Here is a 22185-nt window from a genome sequence, read left to right as displayed (position 1 = left end):
ATTATGAAAAAGTATCAAACAGATAGATTAAATTTAGTCTAAGTAGCTACTCAAATAAAATGACAGAATAACATTCATGTCAATCATTTTCATCAGAGTGTTTAGGTCGCCTAGATTTTAGCTTAAAACGCTCTATTTTGCCAGTGCTAACCGATCAGCAAGCACTTATAACGCGTTTTGAGGGTATATTTAATAGATTATAAAAACAAAGGCAGCTTATTACGCTACCTTTTGATAAACACAAATATTTTAGACGGTTATGGCACCAGAGTAACCGTTTGATTACTGTGCGCTGTCAGTTTAAATTCTTTTAAATCATACCCTTGTTGTTGGGCAATTTGGCGATACTTTGCGTAAGTTTCCTGACTGATATTGGGCGACCGTGCCAACAACCATAGACTACCTTTATCGGGTGTACCGACCAAAGCTGTCTTGTAATCCGGATCCCGTGCCAACACCCAATAATCAGCGCGACCAACTGGCAGCCAGCGAATCCATGAGGGCAAGAACGTGACTTTCAATTTGCTACCCGTATCGTCAGCAGGTTTTGCCAACCCCTCAGCTACAATGCCTGAACCATCTTCAGCCTGACACTTATTAGTGACTATAATTCCTGAGCCATCTGTTTTTTCGGTGTAATTAGCAGTGACATCACTGGCACAATTGCGCTGAAAATACATCGGCAATCGACCTATCTCATACCACGTACCTGCATATTGTTTGAGATCCACACTATCGACGGTCGTCGGTACATTGGCAGAACTATGCATGATACTGCTAGGCTTCACCGACAATGTCTCTGTTGTCGCTTTATCAGTCGTCGCCGTAGCAGAGGTTTTATTGGCAGACATTGTAGCCGGCAACGGTGCGGCATATGCCGAAAACGCTGCCAACGGTATAATAATCGCTAAGGCAATGCCGGTATGCTTGATAAGCCCGTTCATGAATATGCGCTCCGGTATTTTTTTGTATGAAGTAGTAGTCAATGATAAATCATCGGTTTTTTGGGGTTTTTCTTTTGAAGTATCAGCGTAATCTTCTGACTTAAATGCGTCTAATTCACTGATTTTTTGTGCTTGTTTCTTCTGCACTTTTTTATAGCCACTGGTTTTTTTATAGCCGCTGATTTTTTGAGAGCCACTGACTTTTTTGTAGCCATTGGCTGTGTCAGAATCTTCTGGATCACTGTTTTTTGGATCGTTACTGCCGGTACTGCCGTTTTCAATCATAGCAAACTCTTTTGACTGTGTAAGGCTTTTGTCGATACTCTTGTATCCAAAATAGCTGTCTTGCAGAGACGTATCTCTTGCCAAATGGTCTGAACGTTCATCGTCATAACTGTCATAGCTAGCATCGTTGCTAGCACTATTGGCATGTTGCCCACTATCATGAGGATAACGAGCCTTTGATTGGCTGAGTTGCTGCGCTTGAGAACCGGCTGCCTGTGAATCAGACCATGCTGACTGAGGTAACTTATTGGTTTTCATAGAGGTACCATTAATTAGTGGTGATAGTTAAAATTGATCAATTATCAAATGATTACCATTTAATTTCTTGCTCAAACACACTGCTAATGTGAAAAATAATACGAGTAAAATTAAATGTTATTAGAAGTAGTGAAGATAGCTTGACCCAATTGTTGGCTTATAAACACTAAAATCGTCATTTATAAAAAGTAGCGTGGGCACTTTCTAAGCGTGGGTACTTTCTAATGGACACTTTCTAATTTGATAGCTCATCTTAATGGCAGCACTACGATTAAAACAGTGTTGCAATGTAGGAAAACGCAACGGTTTGTAAGTAATTCTATGTTTGTGCTAAAGAATAAACACAGAGTTACTGGCTGGATAAATATAGAGAAGATCCATTACTTGAATGAACCTTTTATGACAAATACCCGAGAAAAATAAAGATACGACCTAAAAAAATCGCTAAATAAACTGACGAATACCTGCCACGCTGATACCACCGTACTGAGCGACTCGCTCAATCATGGCAGGTGACAAGCCACCCAAGCCGATGACAGGCATATCTGCCAGCTGTGCCAGAGTTGACCAATCTGACCAGCCTAATGGTGCAGTATCAGGGTGAGTTTGGGTCGCTAATAACGGTGACAGAAAAATACCGATAACTGGTGGTAGCTGCTGCTGTAAACGAGCACTAGAAAGCTTATTGGCAGCATAAATACTAGCCGCATCATGACAACTGACTATCAATGGTCGATCGTTAAATAACGTCTGCTCACCTACAGAAATGTGCTCCCCATTATTAAACCATGTCATGAGCGCAGCCTGAGAGAGTTGATGAACAACGACTTGATGAGCAACGATTTGATAATCCGCTTGCACAGATTGCATGTGATGATCAAAAGGCAGAATCACCTGAATATCTGGACGCAAAGTCATCAATTGCTTGGCGCAATTATCTACACCTGACTCCTTAACTCGAATGTATAACCAAGCATGAGGCGCTACCTTTTCCTCATGGTAAGTCAACCATTCTGCTGCTGGATTGGGCCGATCACTAAAGTGTGCCAAAGGATAAGTAATCGCTATCTGAGTTGGTAGTCGCAACCATTCAAGAATCGTTTTATTGGCAGCAGGCAAGTGATACTCTCCCGCCAATAGCGCAGATTTATTGACCCATTTTAGCGCCTGCCCTTCTAAGCCATAGCGAAGATGGCGATGCTGTTCGTACTGTAGCGCTGTCAGCTCAATATTATAGACCTGCAAGCTTACTTGCTTATCCCCGTAATCATGATGCAGTCGTCCAAGTTTGACGACAGTATTGTCGTGGATATCGATCCCAGTTTCTTCAGCGACTTCGCGTATTAATGCCTGTTTTGCGGTTTCATTCGCATCAATCTTGCCACCTACAAACTCATGACGATTACCCTGATGTTGAGCCGCATCGCGGAACCCAAGCAAATACTGTGCTTGATAATGGATAACAGCGACAGCGACGTTTACAATTTTTTGATGACTCGTTGCTGGGATTTTTGAGGGGTTTGGCATAATACTGTCCTTAAGTGCTTATTTCATTGTTTGCTGATAATAACTTGAAATGGTGGTCTGCTATGGAATCAAAAGGTCGACAAGACTGGTGAAAATGCACTTGAGATGGGTTTTATCACCACTGATTCATATAAGTTTACATAATAACTGCATTTTATTTTATCAATTACCTTGCAAAAAAACTCAATCTAAATGATAATTATTATCGTTAATAATTATTACTCTCTGATGTCGACTACTCAACTGTTTTATCAAAAGGAATTTACTATGAGCATGGTTATCTCTCGTTACTTGAACTGCCGCGAAAACCGTCTACCAACTTTACAATCACAGCATCTGTTTGCCTTGACCAAAGAAGTACGTATTGAGCACGAAGGTGAGGAATATCGCTTACGCTTAACCCGCAACAATCGCTTAATTTTGACCAAATAGTCAAAATTAAACCTCAATAAAAAACGCCTTTCGATGAAGGCGTTTTTTATTGGATGGCGTTTTATTAGGTAGAATATGGTAAGTGCTATCGAGCCACTATTGCAATTCATTGATGAATAAGCAACGGATGACAGTGTTACCTAAAACTGCCAACTATAGACCACATCAACTGCGTTCTCTGCCGCTGACGTTGCCTCGACGTAAATGCGACGGGTCAATTGGTAACGGACAGATAAGCTATTCTGCGCATTAAAGACACCCACACCGTAGCGAATATATAAGTCAGGGGTCACGTAACCGGTGACATTGACGTTGGTGTCTTCACTACCGCCAGAAGCATCAACGGTCAGGCTTTGTAGACCAAAAGCTTGACCAATCTGGTTGGTCAAGTTGCGTGTACCACTGAGCCCAAAGCTCAGGCCAGCAGCGGCTAGATTATTAGTCACTTGTGACTTGAAGCCTTGCTCACTGATTTGTGTGGCGCTCTTATTATCGATACGACCCGTTACCAAGGCATTCATTGCTTGCTGCTGAGTAAGACCAGCATTGTTAAAGACAATAATATTTGGGCTCTCAGTACTGCCTTTAACGCGCACGCCAACTGTTTTTCCACTAATGGTTTTGGCGGCCTCAATACTCAAGTTAGGCTTCATGACATCCCCATTGAAGCGTACCTGACCATAGTTAAGCTCTAAACTCTGACCAAAGGCATTGATATTGGTACGACGTGATACCTGTACCACCCCTGTGGCGCGCATAATACCCGTGCCGTTTTGAGTGATATTGATAGCACCTGCCAAAGGAATAACGGCACCAAATCCACGGAAATTAATGTCATCCCCTAAATCTACGCCAATATCGGCATTGATCGACCAAGGTTTTGAGATAGCCAAAACTTCGTCGATATTACCAATAAGACGACGATCAAGGACGACCACATCTTCAGTTTGCGTAATGATGTCTTCACTGGCTTCTGGCGGACGAATGGTCGCCGACGGCACACTGATAGCACCTGTAATATTGACGTAACGGTCGCCTGGACGCACGATGATATCGATATCAGGATTAATCTCAGCCAATAGCAATGGTGGCTGGGTCAGTACTAGACGCTCACCAGCGATACTCAGTTTGGCTTGTAGTTTTTGCTGCCAGTTTACCGTTCCGGTTAGCGTGCCGCTGCCCGTACCACTATTAAAGGTTCCATCAACAGTCGCTTGCGTGCCACGAATTTTAGCATCGACATTAACTTTTCTTAAATTGACAGGCAGGTCGAGCATCGCGATACGACCATTAGCCAATTTAACATCGCCATAGAACTGTGGTTTATCCAATGTGCCACCCACACCACCCGCCATGGTGATATTACCTTCGAGTACGCGCATACCGGGGAAGAAAGGTTTGAAAATCGCTAAATTGAGCTCATTAAGCACCAATGCGCCCGAGATGGGTTTAGGATCTTTATAAGGATCGACAATAACTTCCGCATAACCACGTGCCCCGCGACCAGTATTGATGTCTGTACGCAGTTTGAGACCCTCAGGTACTGACAAGGCAATCAGTGATACACGCTTATATGACAAACTTATAGGAGCGCTATCACCATCTTGGAGCAAGCCGATTTTGCCATTGTCAGAATATAAAGTGGTATTAATAGTCGGTGGACGACCGCGTTGCCAACCGACAACCGCTTTACCATTGATCTGACCATGCCAATCAATATCTTTAGGTAGAAATACTGAAAATAGCGAGGTATCTAGCTTTTGTAGCACTACGTCAACCTGACCACCAGATGGCGAAGCGATTAATTTTTCACGCAAACACAGCTTGCCAGTTTGATCTGCCGCCTGCCAACAGTGTGCGGCAAGTTGCACTTTAAGCTCACGGTTATTGCCATTCTGATTGTTGGGCAAATTGACGATTAATTGCGCTGGCTGTAGTTGGTTCAACGTGGCATATCTAGACTTGACGCGACCTTTACCAATCACCCCAGACCAACTGAGTGTGTCGCGATTAAAGCCACCTTTGAGTCTTGCCGCAATATCAAGTTGCTCATTCGCGACGTTTAGATCGACCACGTGCGACTTTTCAGTACCATTAAAAGACGCATTAACGCTTTTAAAACTTTGTCCCGCAGCATCTAAACCTTCAGCGCTGACAATCAGCTGACTTGGGCTATTTGCTAAGTTGACGATTTTGCCGCGAATACGACCTTGACGCAATATAAAACCTGGGAGCGCAATACGCTCACCGACCAAATCAATATAAATAGTGGGCAAGGCTTGTCCAGCAGGTTGCGATAAGGTCGCACCGCCGGTCACTTTACCGGTCAGCTTATTGGAGAGCTGATCAAGACTGGTGATATTAATCTTGGTTTGTAATTGCTTGGCATTGCCATTAGCAGTGATGTAGTTATCACCCCAACGTAAGACGAGGTTATTGGCATTTAAACTGTCGATTAAGGCGTTCACTTGCTTATATTGTGCTTGTGCATCTTGCGTTTGCAGACGCTTAAAGTAACTCGCCAAGTCTTTTGGCAGACGCATTTTCGCGGCTAAGCTGCCTTTTGCACTAAGCGGCTGACCTTTTAACATGCCGGTCAAGTTGATTTGTTTGATATTAATGGTTTGCTGGGTGTCACTCCAGCGACCGTCGGTATCTATAGTACCAGTGATAGCGCTTGGCGTACTCTTGAGGAAATAACCTAAATTAAAGCGATTCATTACCGCCTTAATATCCCAAGCGATACCTTTACGTACATCGACAGTGCCGCTAGCATCGATACTACCTGCAGCGCCGACATGACGGAAGCGTTTGATACGAATGAGTTGAGCATCGCCACTGGCATCAATGGTGAGTTTGCCTGCTGGTAATTGCTCGGCATCTAATACACCGTTAAAATTTACTGCAAAGCGATTCAATTTACCTTTAGCATTCGCGTTGTTCTTGGATGCAGTTTGCCACTCACCATTGGTTTTTAGATCACCAGTAATAATGGCGGGATTATTGGGTAAAAAATAACCCAAATTGAAGTTATCAAAGCGACCATCCACTGTCCAACCAATATTTTTACGCAAATCGATGACACCTTTTGCATTCACTGCGCCAGCCTCACCCTTGTAATTGAGCTTGCGAATACTGATCAGCCTTGGTGTGCCTGCCGCATCAATAGACAGACGGCCCTTTGGCACATCCGCAGTATCAACCTGCCCATCAAAACGCGCATCGAACATAGACAGCTCGCCACCAACGATATCGACTTTGGCATCACCGCCACCAGTGATGCCGATAGCACGACCGTCTTGCGTGGCATCAAGCTGCGCCTGCAAATCGGTATTGTTTAAATTAATAATATGACGCTGACCCTTGACCCCGCTTTTGGTGATATTCACTAAGCGACCACTGGCATTAATGCTGCCCGTCAGACGCTCAAGCGGTAAGTCACTACGATACTCTTTGGGCAATAAGCCATTGGTACGGGCATCAATTTGCCACGTCAATGGGCGCTGCTTGCTCGCCAGTTGGATCTGCCCTGTACCCGATAGGTCACCGACGACGCCATCATAATTAAGGCGATTAATATCGATAACGTTACCCACTTTTCGGACACGTACATCGTAGTTGCCTTTGGGAGCGGCATTCAGCTCATTGATCACCGCATTGGCATCGATAGAGAGGGTCGAACCGCGCACGATGACATCCGCTTGACCGCTTGGACTATCGATATTACCGATGTTAGGGACGTTACGACGGGTCAGATTTTGCCAAGTGGCATCGATATATAAAGGCGCTGCCTGTTTGATCTTCGCAGAGGTCTTACCTTGGGTAATATTGGCATTAATATGCTCGCCATCACGCTGACGGAAATCTGCGTCAACTTCTAAGTTACCCGCGCTGTTCTGTTGTTGATAATGTAGCGATAGTCGACCGTTTAGTTTTTGCGGGGCATAGGCTTTGAAATCGGCATAGTCGTCAGGAATAACACGGCGAATATCGAAGTTGCTACCGGTCACTCGTACTTTTGCATCGAAGCTATCTTTCCAATCTAAAATACCTTGTAATATTAAGTTTCCAGCTGGAACCTGAGCATCCAAACGATCAATGCGCAGTTGGCTATTGGCAATCACTGCCCGCCCTTGATAATGCCCTGAGGGGATATCTTTGGCAGTCAATTCGGTATTGATACGCAGGCGTATCTCAGAGATGACACCTGAGGCAGTGGCCGTGCCGCTTTTTAAACGAATATTTTGGCTTTCAGCATAAGGAATCAAAATATCATCCCATTGCAGTTTTGCTTGAAGTGGCAAATCCTTGTCCAATGCCTGTACGACAAAATCACCGCTGACATCGCTATCATTATAGCGACTACGCACTTTGCCGACAGTACGCTTTAAACTGCCTGTGGCAGTGATATTTAGCGGATCGATATAGGCTTTGTCTAAAGCACTCACTTCAGCAATAGCACTCAAATCTAACGGATAGTCACCTTGAAGATCAATCTCACCTTGTAAAGCACTGACTTTGACAATGTCCGCATAGCGTAAGTCACCACGACCTACCGTGACCATGCTGCCAACCCATGTTAAGTCACGAGCGGTAATGTCATGGACGATGATAGGGTCTTTCGTCACTTGCTTATAGACAATCGTTTTTATTTTTGCTTGATCAAAACGCAGGTTCACCGGTAGCTTGAGCGTTTTATAATCGAAAGCCTCACCCGTTGGTGGTTTTTTATTGATAATCTCAATACGTTGAATGTCGGCATCCCGTAGATGGACTTCTTTTGCAAATACTGCACGCCAGCCTATTTTGACATAGGCTTTATCTACCCGTACTTCAAGGTCTTCGGTCGCCTCGATATCGATATCCGTGACCAACAAACCATCACGTAAATTACCGCGCCCATATTTGAATTTAATACCCGTTTCGGCACTGATCTTTTCTAATAAGAACTTGGTACCTGATTCAGTACCAGCCGCATAAAAAAATACGGCGAACATAATTGCTAGCACAATTAGTATGAGCACCAGTAGTTTGAGCAAAAAAGACAGCGGATACCAACGTCTTACAGCACGGGCATCTCGTTGCGCCGGATCTTCATCCGATGAATCATTAGGCGGGGTATTTTCGGTCAACATCACACTCAACTACGTTAAAAAATGATTATCAACAATCGCTAAAAAACGATTGACGAGGCTCTTATAAAGGCGATCCGATAAAGAAGTGCAATCGAACCGGAATACTCTCTTCTGTCACACCAGCAGCGACATCAACCCGCACCACACCGACTGGCGATGCCCAGCGAATACCAACGCCAACGCCGACTTTGGTTTCAGTCTCGAAGTCTTTGTCATAGGCGTTACCCACATCGGTAAACAACGCACCGCGGAAGCCAGGTCTAAATTCATAGTTATATTCGGCACTACCAACGGCGAGGATTTGTCCACCCGTCAGATAGCCTTTGTCAATTGGCGATAAGCTTTCATAATCGTAACCGCGAATACTTTGGTCGCCACCCGCGAAGAAGCGCAACTTGTAAGGCACGTCATAAAAGTCATCGGCCCAAATGTAGCCGGTATTGAGGCTACCAAGAACTTGGTGTTTATTATCATTACCAAAACTATATATACCGCTGACACCCGCACGCACAATTGCCAAATCCGTATCGCTTAATGCCTTTTCAGTTCCTGCTTCAATAGAGTAGTACTGACGGATACCACGAGTTGGATTGGTTGCACTATCCACATCCGTTTTATTCATACCATAGCCCAATAACAGCGCTTGTTGCTGCGGGCTAGAAGAGGTAAAACGTATGGGCAGATCTTCTAAGTTGGCCTCATCCACCCCCGTCTCTAACTCATCTAAACGGTAACGCACAGAGTAGCTACGATTCCAGCCACTGTCACGGCGAATATTACGTGCCAATGCCGCTTTTAGCGTTCGGGTAGACAGATCAAAGTTGCCTTCGCCTTGATCGATGACTTCCTCTTCATAAGTCAGGCGAGCATCTAACTTATCATTAAGCGGATGCTTCCACGGTCGGCTGGCATAGACCGAAACATTCTTAGTAATTCTAGAGACTTCTGTTTCTGCCCCTGCCTGATAGCCTTGACGATTGAGTAGATTGTAATCTATCTTCGCCGTGGCACGTACGCCCGTATCGGTACCATAACCAATACCTACTTGGGCATCGCGTGGCTTACTGGCAGAGACAAAGACATATAGTGGGACTTTTTTACTTTCTCGTACTTGTTGCGGCGTTTTACGTCCTGCCAGCGTTGGTGGTACAAAGTTTTCATCCGCAAGAATGCTTTTTTCATCCGGAAATATTTTTTGTGCCACATTGCTAATAGAGTCACTGATTTTACCTAAAATCGTGTCTGTCTCTTGGTCTTTTTCGTCTAATACCCGATCATCTGGTAGGCGACTTAAACGATTGGCTTTTTGTTTAATGGCTTGAAGTTTTTCCAGTGTTTGCTCGTCTGCCTCAAACTCAATGGCAGCGATATCAGCCGGATTGACTGTTTCTCCACTGTTGGCAGTGTTGGTACCTTCACTGCCATTTGCCTCATCATTGTTTTGCGCAGTGCCATTTTGCACAGTACCATTCGTATTACTACTCTCTGCCCCATTATTTGCTGCCGCTACACCATCGATAATTTCTGAAGCATTGACCTCACCATCAACATCGTTGTCAAGAGTATTGGCGGGTGCATTATCAAAAGCTAAAGTACTGTTTTCGCTGCTTTCATTGGGTGGCAAAATGGATTCGACATTCACAGTGTTGAAATAACGCGTCGCCGATAAATCGTTACTAAATTTGGTAATATCGGGGCGATAGAACGGATCACCGGGTTTAAAATCAAACAACTGCTGCAATAATGACAATTCGACAGGTAGCTTATCAGGGTCGCGGGTCAGAGTATTGGTCGCTGCATCATAAGTAAAAAACACCACATCATCGTATTCATAACGGTCGCCCGTGTTATAAACCAGCGATATATCAGCGGTGTTGTCTGGCAAAATAATATCGACTGATTTGTTTAACCAATATTGGTCGAAATAGCCATAAGTATTGCTGAGTGACTCAAGCGCTGCTTTACTGTTTTTATAGACGCGATGGTTAAATACATCGCCTTCTTGCGGTGGCAGCTCTTTTTCTAACGCTTGATATTCTTCTTGCGCGCTACCTTCGCCACGAATCTCGACAATACGACTGTCCACAGTGACCGGCTCGCCTAAATCCTCAATAACCACCTCAATGATGTCGCTATTGGGTTGGCGCAGACGTAAGGTCACATCGTAATAACCAACGGCTTTTGCGGCATCTAATGCCGTTTGACGCAGACGCGGTAAAGCTGCCGTAAAGTCAACGACAGATTGGACGGTCGTGTCATCAAGCGCCGCCTTAATATTCTTAATCGGTTGCGTGTCTTCGTCTGCTTCGATAACTTTTGGTTGAGTGTTAGTCGCATCGTCAGCAGCGACTTGCTGCAAGTAAACCGTTGTCTCTACATGTGGTAGCGCTAGAGCACCATCATTAAACAACCTATCATAGAGCCGCTTAACGATATTGGTTTTTTTGCGAGACAGCGCCTTAGGCTTTTTGGCCTGCAAGATACTTTGATTGACGGCTTGGGTTTCGGACTGATAATCTGGCAAATAATCATTTGGATTGATGATATCTGATTGTTCGCCTTCCTCTCCTATCACATTATCTGCACTAACTGACATCTGGTCATCGATAATAATATTATCGTCATCAGCGCTTCCACTACTGACAGCATCGCTTACGTTAATGGGTCGTGCCATGATTTCAGCGGTCTTAGCTTGTTCAGCCGCCGTCTCATTTCTTCCTAACGTATCAAGGTTGTTCGGTGCTGGCAAGTTGGTGGCATCGAGACTCACGTCTAAACCGATAGGCGGGTTGGTATCGCTTAACGTCGCGATAGGCGCATCAAAGTCGCTGTCGTTATTGCTAATACCATTCATGCCATTAATATCAGTGCTAGTAGCGGCGCTACCATTATTGATACTGTCAATGTCTTGCGCATTTTGCCTATCTAGCGCTGCCAGCTCGCGATCAATTTCCTCAGGCGTCATCATCTGATAGCCTTGCTGCTGAACTGTCTCGGCTTGCTGCAACAAATCCTTATTGGCAACGTTCGCCTGCGCGTCACTCAAGTCGTCTACATCATAAAGCTCATTATCCAAATCATTGTCATTGATATTGTCATTATCGACATTATCATCAACACCTTGCTGATTTGCAGATGCTTGCTTAGATAGTGAATTTTGCGCGTCTGGCTCTTTAATGCCAGGCTGCTTATTGCTTAGGTTTTGCTCTCTATAATCATCTAATACTGACTTATCAATGATGCCTTGTTCCACGGCTCTTTTTAGTCGCAAGGCATCCAATGCGATATCGAGCTGAGTGTCTTCAGTAGAAGATGGCTCACGAGGGGTTGGGGGCTGTGAGGGTGTTGGTGGTTGGGCTAGTGTCGCAGTACTGGCGGTTGACCGGCTGGCTGTATTTTGCGTGTCATCATTCTGAGAACCAGCGTTCTGACTATCAATGATTTGACTGCTAGTATCGATACCTGTTGTGGTCTCAGCCAATGCCATAGGCGCGATGCCAAAGCCCACCAAACTGGTCGCTAATGCACTAAAAATCGCAGAACGCGTAAAATAAGTACGCGACAACGCCGGCTGCAACTCATCAATCGCGGCATATTTAGAGGGTTTGATATTGTTCCCGTCATGACTGGTTAACGCATTACACTGCGTAACTGACAAGTGGCGCGCTAGAGTTGAAGGCTGCTGTTCCATGTATACTTATTTCCTATCACCTCACGCGGCACAAGTCACTGACGATAGACTCATCAGGTATTACCGGTGAATAAACTTATAACAGTTAGCTGAGATGCTCTATGGACTACCGTACTTTTTTATTGCTAAGTTTTAGCGCTGAACGTCTATCATCTAAACTTGCTAGCATAAAATAGGTCGTTTTAAGTGATACCGAGTCTTGAGTCTCATTGATACCTTCACCTCATTGATGCTTTCACAAGGTAACCCTTCAAAAGACAACCATGTAAAATTACAAATCATAACTTAGTTAATTATGAAATCATAGCATCGGGCGCATGTATTTTTATCAAAGCCTTGCTATTATACGGCTTAATATTGATAAAACCTATGCTATATTTCGATAAGTTTTTGATAATATTGATAATTGCTTGCACCTCAAAAGCTGCGCGCAGCCCTTATTTTTCATCTATCAGCCGCGATCCATCTGTAGGAATCTTCATGGCCAACCAGTTTCAGTTATTTAAGCGCCGCCGTTTTAGCGCCATGTTTTTTACCCAGTTTTTGGGGGCGTTCAATGACAATATTTTTAAACAAGCACTCATATTAGTACTGACTTATACCGCTGCCAGTCAGTTGGGCATGGAAGTTAGTATTTTAAATAACTTAGCGGCAATGCTATTTATACTACCCTACTTTCTATTTTCGGCATTGGCGGGACAAATCGCTGATAAGTTTGAAAAGTCAAAGCTCACGCGCTTTATTAAAATGCTTGAGCTGGTCATTATGGCGATTGCTGCTGTAGGCTTTGTCTTTGAGTGGTACGGCTTATTATTTGTGGCGTTGTTTTTGATGGGCACACATTCAACTTTTTTTGGCCCGATTAAATACGCTTACTTACCGCAAGCGATGAAGGAAGATGAGCTCGTCGGTGCCAATGGTTTGTTTCAGATGGGCACCTCACTGGCTATCCTCATTGGTATGATTGTCGCCGGTATTTTGACCCAGCTATCGCAATCCCTTTATTGGATTAGCGCCACCGTATTGGTCGTCGCTGTTTTGGGTTATCTAGCAGCCCGATATATTCCTACGATGCCCGCCATGCAGCCGACGCTCAAGATTAATTGGAATATTTTTACCACCAGCTGGTCGACGGTACGCTATTTATACTCGCTGCCTTTCTTATTCTTTGTCATTCTTGGCAACAGCTGGTTTTGGTTTTATGGCGCGACGTTTTTGACCCAAGTACCAGAATTCAGCAAAGTCATTTTGCATGGCGATGAGTCAGTGGTTATTTTCCTATTAACGTTATTTTCTGTTGGTGTGTCGATCGGGTCTTTGTTATGTAAAACCTTGACCAAAAACCAAGTCAGTTTACGCTTACTTCCTTTTGGTATTGCTGGTTTAAGTATTTTTGCTATCGATTTGTATTTTTCCTTGTCAGGACTAAACATTGACGTTAACACTGAGACGTTACTGGGTATTGGTGATTTGTTTGGCGTGAGTGGCAGTTGGCGCGTGTTTGCCGATTTGTTCTTTTTAGGGTTTAGTGGCGGCTTATATATTGTCCCTTTATATGCGTCTATGCAGGCTTACGCGCCCAAAAGCCACCGCGCACGTATCGTTGGTGCCAACAACATTTTTAATGCCATCTTTATGGTCAGCTCAGCGATTTTTGCGATTGTGGTGCTCAACACCTTAGGATTGACGCTACCGCAATTATTCTTGGTCACTGGTCTGCTAAACATTGCTTTTGGTGCGTTTTTATACATTAAGCTGAACAAACACGTGAAGCATGCGGTCATCCAAACTCATGATGATGAGCTTAGCCGACAAGATTAGATGCTTCGAAGATCTAACGAGCATGAGTAGAGTTGGTGCTCGCTGAATCATGCAGCCGATAATAGTGGTGCCGATAATTTGTATTGTTTGCTATAGTAATGTGCATGAACAGAATATGACTGCCTTAAAAAGCAAATAGCCTTAATAAAAGTATTTTATTGATAAAAAATAAAGCCATCAGGAGTGAATCATGGCCCTGCGTCCCTTATCCAAAATTGACCAGTTATTACTTGGGGTTGACAAGGCATTGCGAGCGGTTGTTCCGCACTCAAACCCCAGTACCCGTCCATTGCCCGTCAGTAATAACGATATTCCTGAGCTGACGATTACGGAGGCGCGTCACGTGGCAGGACTGATGCGCATCAATCATACTGGCGAAGTATGTGCGCAAGGTCTATATCACGGTCAAGCCTTTGCTGCCAAAGACAATGGCGTCAAGCAAGCCATGCAGCATTCAGCCGAAGAAGAAGTCGATCATTTGGTGTGGTGCGAGACACGTTTAAAGGAATTAGGCAGTCATGCTAGCCTTTTTACCCCATTGTGGTACGGCATGTCCTTCGGTCTTGGCGCGGTAGCAGGCACTATCTCCAACGAGTTTAGTTTGGGGTTTGTCGCCGAAACCGAGGCGCAAGTCAGCGAGCATTTGCAAGAGCATATCGGGCAATTACCCGTCCATGATCAGCGCTCAAGAGAGATACTAGCGCAAATGGATATTGAAGAATTGCACCATCGCGAGCTGGCACTAGCAAGTGGCGGCGCGGCCTTATCACCACCAGTGCGTCAGACCATGCGCTGGATGGCAAATCGGATGAAAGCCACGGCTTATCATCTGTAAATGCATAGTGAGTAGCGCCTCTCATAGGGCTGACTGAATTATTTAATTTAACAATCCTACTACTGATAGCATTCTGCTTAATTTGCTAGGGTATTAGAAATTTGCAAGATTGCGCGCCAATAATACAAAACATTTTAGACGATACAAAATAGCTTCGATAATACAAAACAACTATCAATCGATTGTAAATAACGACTTAATACACAAGGTAACGACTTTTATGAAAGCCATCAACCACTCTAGCTTGTCTACCGACTCATCTACCAAAGCGCCTAAGTTTGCGACCTTGACCGCCTTAGCGGCTGCCTGTGCCATGATGTTGTCTGCCCCTGTTAATGCGGCAGAAACTGACAGCACAGCTAGCACAGTCGCTGCTGTCCCTAGTGCCATGGATTCAAGCAGACGCGTCATTCGTCTTGCTAAGCCAAATGCTAACGCTACTGCCAGTACGGCTCAAACCGACGTAGCGGCAAATATGGCAACGGCAAATAGTACCCAGCAAAACAATGCTTTACCAACTGGCACTCAGCAAAGTCAGCCGCCACTAAACACTGCACAGTCAGCAGCAGTACCGCAGGCACCAGCAGTAGCAACTCCGGAATTGACAGGGACGACTCGTGTGTACGAGCGTGGACCAATGACAGCAACCGGTATTGACCTTCGTGGTGGTCAGCTATCTAATATTCCAACCCCGCAAGTGCAACTTTCAAGCGTTAGCTTTGTACCGACAGTGTTGGTTCCACAGCAGAAAGGTTTGGGTACTGATAAGCTTGACGTTAGCTTGCTAGATGACTTTATTGAAGACGTCTCTCCTAACGCCCGTCATTATCCACCGAACTTTCCTAATCGCTCACAACGTCACTATACTCGTGAAAAAATCAAAGTATTAACCGAATGGATTGAGCCTTATGCCCAATCGCCAAATGCTTCTTATGATGTGCTACTTCGGGCGGCCAAACTCAATGGTATGGGACGTAATTTAGACTTAGGCTCAGACTATACGGTACGTGGCGGCAAATATGTCGACCGTGCCATCAAGATCAAATCTGATAGTGGTGAAGCCAACTTCTTGTACGGTATGATGTTATCAGAAGGCGGTGGCTTCAAAGAAGGTCAGAAATACCTAGACCGAGCCGTCTCTTTGGGCTACACCGAAGCGGAGCAGAGCTTGGCGCAGTCAGATTTGTTAAGTGATCGCCGCGATAATGCTCTAGAGCGTTTGCGTCGTCTCGAGCAACAAGTCCCTAATAATGCGGTTATTCGTCAACAAATTAAGCTCGTTGAAGATGGCAAGTTTTATATTTGGGACATACCAGCGCCTGATATCGACGTGAAGCCAGGAGCATAAATTCAGTTATTAACTTCAATTATTAAAAAATAACTTAAAACTAAAGTACGTAGCGCCTTCTTTTTGTATTGGTTTGATATCAATATAAAAAGAAGGTTTTTTTTGGCTCAATGCTAGGGCCTGTCTTCAATTCACTCGATAGTCATCTAAATGGGCTAAAAATGGCTAAATCTTGCCAAACATCGTCAAATAGCTGGTTAATATCCCGATATTATCTGCGCTATTTTTCTTGTTTGACGGCAATTTATCTCATTTTTATCACCATTTTTGAAATGAAGACACGCCCTAGTCATTGTTGCTTTTTCTTTTACTTTTGCTTATTCAAATAACCTCTTTAGCCATTCAGGCTAAAAGTTTGATACGTTGTCGTCACACTCATTTTATTCTAAATATTATTAAACAAAATTTTACTATGAATTTTGTCCATTACACCTGAAGTTTCAAATAAAATAGTGAAATCCAAAAAGTTGCGCTACACTCGTTTTATTATATTGACGACCTATGATGACTATAGGCATGACTATTATTTATTGGAATTACCTATGACCTTCACTCGCCCTGTCAGTAATCCGGCAACACACGCTACTATAAAAATAAAACCTGTCATTCTATCAGGGCTCATAATGGCAATGGCACTATTACAAGCTTGTAGTACCGTATCGGTTGAAAAGCAAGCATCAGCGAAGACCATTTCTGCACAGCGCGGCAATATCGTCACAGACAATGAGCTCAGTACTGACACAGCGTCAGCCTTGCTATCAGCAGGCCTCAACGAACAGGCCTGTTTTCAACAGTTTGATTTGTGCCTAATGCAGCTCACTGACAGCATGCTAAATGAAAATTACCGTCCAGCGCTGGCTGTGTTTTCAGAATTACATTATGCCAGAGCTCGCCAGCTTGCCGACTCCAAAGAGTGTCAAAATGCCCTCACTCGTCCGCCGCTTGATCCTTATTATGCCAACGCGCCTCTGAGTGATGATGAGTCCGATAGTCAGCAGCAGAGCACAGACGAATGCTTGATCAACTACCAAAGTCAACTGTTTGATGCCATCAAATCCAGCTATACCTATCTGTTTTATGACAGTTTGGCACATGACTTTGAAGGAGCAGATAAAGTAAAAAGTCAATCTCAGGCAAAAAACCGTATTCCAAGCGATATTGACATCCAAACTCAAGATATTTATAACGCAGCCAGCAATGACGTCATTACCCAACTATATCAATCGGTAGATGGCACAAATAAATTGATGGGTAAGACCAAAGTGGACTATCTACCAATGAGCACGGCGTCTCAAGATACGAGCAAACAAGAAGCGATCGCAAACCGAGCATCGTTAAATGGCAAACCTACTGACCAGATCGAAGTGATGAAGGTGCAAGTAGACCGTTATAATCTCAATATATTTATGCCCAACGAAAGTAACTATCTAAAAAACGCACAAAAACAAACCTCAGCGCTCGCCGACTTGGTGTCCACTTATGAGCTGCGTCTCTCAGGCCTCAACTCAATCAGCAAACGTCCAGGACTGGGTATTAGCTTAGTCGCTTCATTGGATGATCGCTATACCACGACTGTCCGACAGCTGCTGGTTTCATCGCTATCGGGGCAGCTCAATAAAGATACCGTTGACGGAAAAAAAGATGATAGCGCGCCCAGCTCACGCATCTATCCTACAGGGCATTTGTTGATGACGGGCTTAATTAAGCCTGCGGGAGATAGCGTCCTTGATACGCTCAGCAGTCATCAGCTCGATATTCATTTATACAATCCTTATCGCAGCGAGAGCGCCACTATCTTGGGCGATGACTATCCACTGGCAGCGAACTTCTCTGCTGGCTATGGACTATGGCTGGCAGAAAACCAGCTCGATGGCGTCGGTTACTTAAACCTAATCACCCGCCAAAAACAGGCCAGCTTACCCAAGCTGTTTATGCTAGAGCCTTACGATCCTGATAAACGGGTAATCATTATGGTGCATGGCTTGGCGTCTAGTCCCGCCACGTGGGTGAATTTGACCAACGATATTTTCAATGATGATAAGTTGCGTGATAACTATCAGGTATGGCAGATTTTTTATCCGACCAATTTACCTATTTTAGAGAACCGTTATCAAATTCAGGAATTGATCAGTAGTACGTATCAACAGACCGATCCTGAAGGACAAAATCGTGCCAGCAAAAATAGCGTGATTATCAGTCATAGCATGGGTGGTATCATCTCCCGCATGATGCTGTCTGATGACAATTTGGCCAACAACTTAGACGCTTTAGAGGATAAAGACTTACTCGAAAACAGCAGTAAACGACGAGTCGATGACATGCTGAAAAAAGCCTTTGCTAACGACGATCTGCGTAACCGTTTTGAGCTACACACCCTGCCACAAGTCGATACTGCCATCTTCTTGTCCTCACCCTTTCAAGGCACAGACTACGCTGATCGCTGGTTTACTCGAGCGCTAAGGCGCATCGTGTACTTACCTGTGGGATTGGTCAAGACTGTCACCGATAACGTGGCCACCCTCGCCATTCAGGGCGACTTGGCGCAAAACCCCTTGGGTGCTCTGTATTTGCAGAATGGTGCCAGCCAGCTAAGCGATAAATCGTCTTTTATTCAGCTAACCAAAGACATCAGTATAAATGACCGCATTACTTATCATTCGATTATCGCTAATAACGATGCCGATATCACTAACGGCTTGGCGCAAATGCAACCCGGTGGTGCAAGAATTGACTTATCCCAAGAAGTATCAGAAGAGGACAGTAGCGAGAATGCAAGTAATGGCCCTGCATCTGAATCTGAGTCAATCAGTGAACCACTCGTCGCCGCTGTGACTGTCGATGAAGATATCAGCCAAGCACTGACCGAACGCTTGTCAGATGGTATCGTCCCCTACACCAGTGCCCATCTCGAAGGTGCCGCCTCTGAAACCGTCATTAATGGCGGTCATAGCATCCAAGAAAATCCACAAACCGTACTAACGCTGCGACAGATTTTGCATGAACAGTTACAGCAATGATGTCAGCCTAATTGATCAGCCGAAAGGGCATTTCTTCAAGGAAGTTTTGGTGACTGTTAGGTATGCGACCAGCCCCATGAGTAGCTTGCGTGTATACTTATGGTGGCGCATACTATATTCATCTTAACTGACAGTCATACATTAATTTATAGGGATATAAATTACTTCATTCAGCTAAACAGTCTTAGCTTAGCCGCATTTGATACATTGATATTGGTTGCTAACTAATACTAAGCCATTGCCCGTAACACTTGTCATCCTGCTTTACGGACAGTTACTTGAGCGTGTCATGGAAGCCAGCGCTATTCAGCTAACAGATAAGGGTAACCGTTTATGTTCGCTACGTTTATGATTGACCAGCTTGATGCGCTGACGCTCGCGCGCATTCAGTTCGCTTTTGTCATATCCTTTCATATCGTCTTTCCTGCCTTTTCTATCGGACTTGCCAGCTTTTTGACAGTCCTTGAGTTTCGATGGCTCAGAACGGGCAAGCCCATTTATGCAGAAGTCTATAAGCATTGGGTCAAGATATTCGCCGTTGTTTTCGGCTTGGGTGTGGTTTCAGGTGTCGTTATGTCCTACCAGTTCGGGACCAACTGGGCCGTATTCTCCGATAAAGCCGGTAATGTCTTAGGACCACTGCTCGCCTATGAAGTATTGACGGCCTTTTTCTTAGAAGCATCCTTCTTAGGTATTATGCTATTTGGTTGGGGACGTGTCAGCAAACGCATGCACTTTGCCTCAACTGCCATTGTCGCCATTGGTACGCTGATTTCAGGCTTCTGGATTTTGGCAGCCAACAGCTTTATGCAAACGCCTCAGGGCTTTATGATGGGTGCGGATGGCTTGCTCTATCCAACCAATTGGCTTGAGATTATCTTTAACCCCTCATTTCCTTACCGTTACGCTCATATGATGACCGCGGCGTTCTTAACTACTGCCTTCGTCATTGGTGGTATCGGCGCTTATTATCTCCAATCTAAAAAGCATACTGAACATCGCCAGCATGGCCGCGTCATGCTTAGTATGGCGATGGTTATGGCGATTTTTGTCGCGCCAGCGCAGGTGTTGATCGGTGATGAGCATGGTCTAAATACCTTGGAGCATCAACCAGCCAAAGTGGCAGCGATGGAAGGTATTTGGGAAGATGAGCGCGGTGCTGCTTTGCGCTTATTTGCCATTCCTGACCAAGAAAACCAGACCAATAAATATGAAGTCAAAATCCCTTATGTCTCTGGCTTGATTTTGACCCACTCCTTAGATGGTGAAGTAAAAGGTCTTAAAAACTGGGCACCAGAGGACCAACCTCCCGTTATTATTGTGTTTTGGGCGTTCCGTATCATGGTTGGTATTGGCATGTTAATGGTGCTAGTGGGCTTATTCAGTCTGTACAAATTCTTCAAAAAACAACAATTTGACCCTAAAAGTGTGTGGTTTCACCGTGCTTGGATGATGATGACACCACTTGGTTTTGTCGCTCTACTCGCCGGTTGGTTTGTGACCGAAACAGGGCGTCAGCCATGGACAGTATACGGCGTCATACGTACAGCTGAGAGCATGTCACCGCTTGCCGCACAGCAAGTAGCAACCACGCTGATTGGCTTTATCATACTGTATATCTTCGTGTTCGGTGCAGGCAGTTTTTATATCCTACGCTTGATTGCGCAGGGGCCTAAGCCTTATGAAGATCCAGCAGATGATAATTTCTATGAGCACTCTATCACCGAAGGTCAAGGCCGCACGCTTAGTGGCGATAAGAAGGCGAGCGAAAAAACAGAGCATGATGACTCTGAAGATATCGACGCACCTGCAAATGATGTCGATGATGGAGGGTTACGCTAATGTTTAATTACGGTGATGTATTAGATTTACCTTTAATCTGGGGCGGATTGATCGCCCTATCCGTCTTCATTTATGTGCTGTTGGATGGTTTTGATTTGGGCTGTGGTATCTTGTTTCCCTTTGCCGGATCAGATAAAAACCGCAGCCGTATAATGAACTCTATTGCTCCTTTTTGGGATGGTAATGAGACATGGTTGGTATTGGGCGGTGGTGGTTTATTCGCCGCCTTCCCAGTCGCCTACGGCATCATTATGACGGGTCTCTACTTGCCTGTAACTGCGATGCTATTCGGACTTATTATGCGCGGGGTGGCATTTGAATTTCGTTTCAAAGCCTCTTCACGTCGTCATGTATGGGATACGTTCTTTTTCGTCGGCTCAGTAGTGGCAACTTTTTCGCAGGGTATTATGCTCGGTGCCTTGGTACAAGGCTTAGAGGCGAGCAATCGTCTGTATACTGGTGGCCCATTTGACTGGTTCACCCCCTTCTCTATCGTCTGCGGCTTTGCCATGATAGTTGGTTATGCTTTGCTTGGCTCTACATGGTTAATCATTAAAACCGAACATAAGCTGCAAGTATGGGCACGTAAAGTGTCTGGTTGGATATTATCAGCATTGGTATTGGCGATGATTGTCGTTACCGTGTTTATGTATTTTTCAGATATCGAGGCCCTTGAAGGCTGGTTCAGCTTACCGGGTGCATTATATCTAGCGCCAATGCCAATTATCGTGCTGCTGCTGTTCTTTTTCATGCGTAAAGATTTACGGACTGAACGTGAGTATCGTCCGTTCTTATTGACCGTCGCACTGTTTTTGATGGGTTATATTGGGGTATGTACAGCGATATTCCCTTATATCGTACCGTATCAAATGACTATCTATGAGGCGGCCGCTGCCGATACCTCACTGTCCTTTATGCTGATCGGGGCCGGTATCATGTTGCCGATTATCTTGAGTTATACCGCGTTTGCCTATTACACTTTTAAAGGTAAAACAGGTCACGAGCATATGTATTAAGCGTAAAAATAGCACTCGCTACGGTTCGTATTTA

11 protein-coding genes are annotated in these 22185 nt (G+C 44.7%); 7 read left to right on the top strand and 4 right to left on the bottom strand.

Features of this window, described 5'->3' with window-relative positions; genetic code table 11:
* Window positions 1-257: 257 nt before the first annotated feature.
* Both IE130_RS01510 and IE130_RS01505 read right to left on the bottom strand, forming a co-directional pair.
* Window positions 258-1487: a lipocalin family protein gene (locus tag IE130_RS01510; protein ID WP_189580663.1), complete on the bottom strand. Its 1230-nt coding sequence runs from the start codon at window positions 1485-1487 to the stop codon at window positions 258-260.
* 444 nt (window positions 1488-1931) lie between these two features.
* On the bottom strand, window positions 1932-3014 hold the full coding sequence (locus IE130_RS01505; protein ID WP_189580660.1) for an NUDIX domain-containing protein: 1083 nt from the start codon (window positions 3012-3014) through the stop codon (window positions 1932-1934).
* A 273-nt stretch (window positions 3015-3287) separates the two neighbouring features.
* Between IE130_RS01505 and hemP the strand changes: the two genes are divergently transcribed.
* Window positions 3288-3446, top strand: coding sequence for a hemin uptake protein HemP (hemP, locus tag IE130_RS01500; RefSeq protein WP_227672156.1), 159 nt, complete (start codon window positions 3288-3290; stop codon window positions 3444-3446).
* 140 nt (window positions 3447-3586) lie between these two features.
* Here hemP and IE130_RS01495 read toward each other — a convergent pair whose 3' ends face one another.
* Complete coding sequence (locus tag IE130_RS01495; RefSeq protein ID WP_189582457.1) at window positions 3587-8581, bottom strand: translocation/assembly module TamB domain-containing protein; 4995 nt, start codon at window positions 8579-8581, stop codon at window positions 3587-3589.
* A gap of 61 nt (window positions 8582-8642) precedes the next feature.
* Entirely contained in the window at window positions 8643-12272 is a 3630-nt protein-coding gene (locus IE130_RS01490) for an autotransporter assembly complex protein TamA (protein WP_189580657.1), read from the bottom strand.
* Window positions 12273-12752: 480 nt separating this feature from the next.
* On the opposite strand from IE130_RS01490, the gene IE130_RS01485 reads away from it, so the two are divergent.
* The 6 genes from IE130_RS01485 to cydB all read left to right on the top strand — a co-directional run bounded on the left by IE130_RS01485 (window position 12753) and on the right by cydB (window position 22151).
* Window positions 12753-14093 carry an MFS transporter gene (locus IE130_RS01485; RefSeq protein WP_189580654.1) on the top strand — a complete coding sequence of 447 codons (1341 nt, stop codon included), beginning with the start codon at window positions 12753-12755 and terminating at the stop codon, window positions 14091-14093.
* A gap of 196 nt (window positions 14094-14289) precedes the next feature.
* Window positions 14290-14928 carry a 2-polyprenyl-3-methyl-6-methoxy-1,4-benzoquinone monooxygenase gene (gene coq7 / locus IE130_RS01480; protein WP_201574432.1) on the top strand — a complete coding sequence of 213 codons (639 nt, stop codon included), beginning with the start codon at window positions 14290-14292 and terminating at the stop codon, window positions 14926-14928.
* Between the two features lie 220 nt (window positions 14929-15148).
* Window positions 15149-16276 (top strand): RodZ family helix-turn-helix domain-containing protein, encoded by a 1128-nt coding sequence (locus tag IE130_RS01475; RefSeq protein ID WP_189580648.1) that lies wholly within the window; start codon window positions 15149-15151, stop codon window positions 16274-16276.
* Between the two features lie 542 nt (window positions 16277-16818).
* The gene (locus tag IE130_RS01470; RefSeq protein ID WP_189580645.1) at window positions 16819-19293 is read left to right on the top strand and encodes an esterase/lipase family protein; all 2475 of its coding nucleotides are present in this window, start codon (window positions 16819-16821) and stop codon (window positions 19291-19293) included.
* 333 nt (window positions 19294-19626) lie between these two features.
* Window positions 19627-21135 (top strand): cytochrome ubiquinol oxidase subunit I, encoded by a 1509-nt coding sequence (locus tag IE130_RS01465; RefSeq protein WP_189580642.1) that lies wholly within the window; start codon window positions 19627-19629, stop codon window positions 21133-21135.
* Window positions 21135-22151: a cytochrome d ubiquinol oxidase subunit II gene (gene cydB / locus IE130_RS01460; RefSeq protein WP_189580639.1), complete on the top strand. Its 1017-nt coding sequence runs from the start codon at window positions 21135-21137 to the stop codon at window positions 22149-22151. Before IE130_RS01465 ends, cydB begins: the two co-directional genes overlap by 1 nt.
* Window positions 22152-22185 lie beyond the last annotated feature (34 nt).

It is taken from the genome of Psychrobacter glaciei, assembly GCF_014652895.1.
Lineage (GTDB): Bacteria > Pseudomonadota > Gammaproteobacteria > Pseudomonadales > Moraxellaceae > Psychrobacter > Psychrobacter glaciei.
This window is presented reverse-complemented; position numbering and strand designations above follow the sequence as displayed.

Coding starts and splice junctions, on each gene's coding strand:
- IE130_RS01510 (WP_189580663.1), bottom strand. CDS start 1,487: ATGAAAACCAATAAGTTACCTCAGTCAGCATGGTCTGATTCACAGGCA.
- IE130_RS01505 (WP_189580660.1), bottom strand. CDS start 3,014: ATGCCAAACCCCTCAAAAATCCCAGCAACGAGTCATCAAAAAATTGTA.
- hemP (WP_227672156.1), top strand. CDS start 3,288: ATGGTTATCTCTCGTTACTTGAACTGCCGCGAAAACCGTCTACCAACT.
- IE130_RS01495 (WP_189582457.1), bottom strand. CDS start 8,581: ATGTTGACCGAAAATACCCCGCCTAATGATTCATCGGATGAAGATCCG.
- IE130_RS01490 (WP_189580657.1), bottom strand. CDS start 12,272: ATGGAACAGCAGCCTTCAACTCTAGCGCGCCACTTGTCAGTTACGCAG.
- IE130_RS01485 (WP_189580654.1), top strand. CDS start 12,753: ATGGCCAACCAGTTTCAGTTATTTAAGCGCCGCCGTTTTAGCGCCATG.
- IE130_RS01475 (WP_189580648.1), top strand. CDS start 15,149: ATGAAAGCCATCAACCACTCTAGCTTGTCTACCGACTCATCTACCAAA.
- IE130_RS01470 (WP_189580645.1), top strand. CDS start 16,819: ATGACCTTCACTCGCCCTGTCAGTAATCCGGCAACACACGCTACTATA.
- IE130_RS01465 (WP_189580642.1), top strand. CDS start 19,627: ATGTTCGCTACGTTTATGATTGACCAGCTTGATGCGCTGACGCTCGCG.
- cydB (WP_189580639.1), top strand. CDS start 21,135: ATGTTTAATTACGGTGATGTATTAGATTTACCTTTAATCTGGGGCGGA.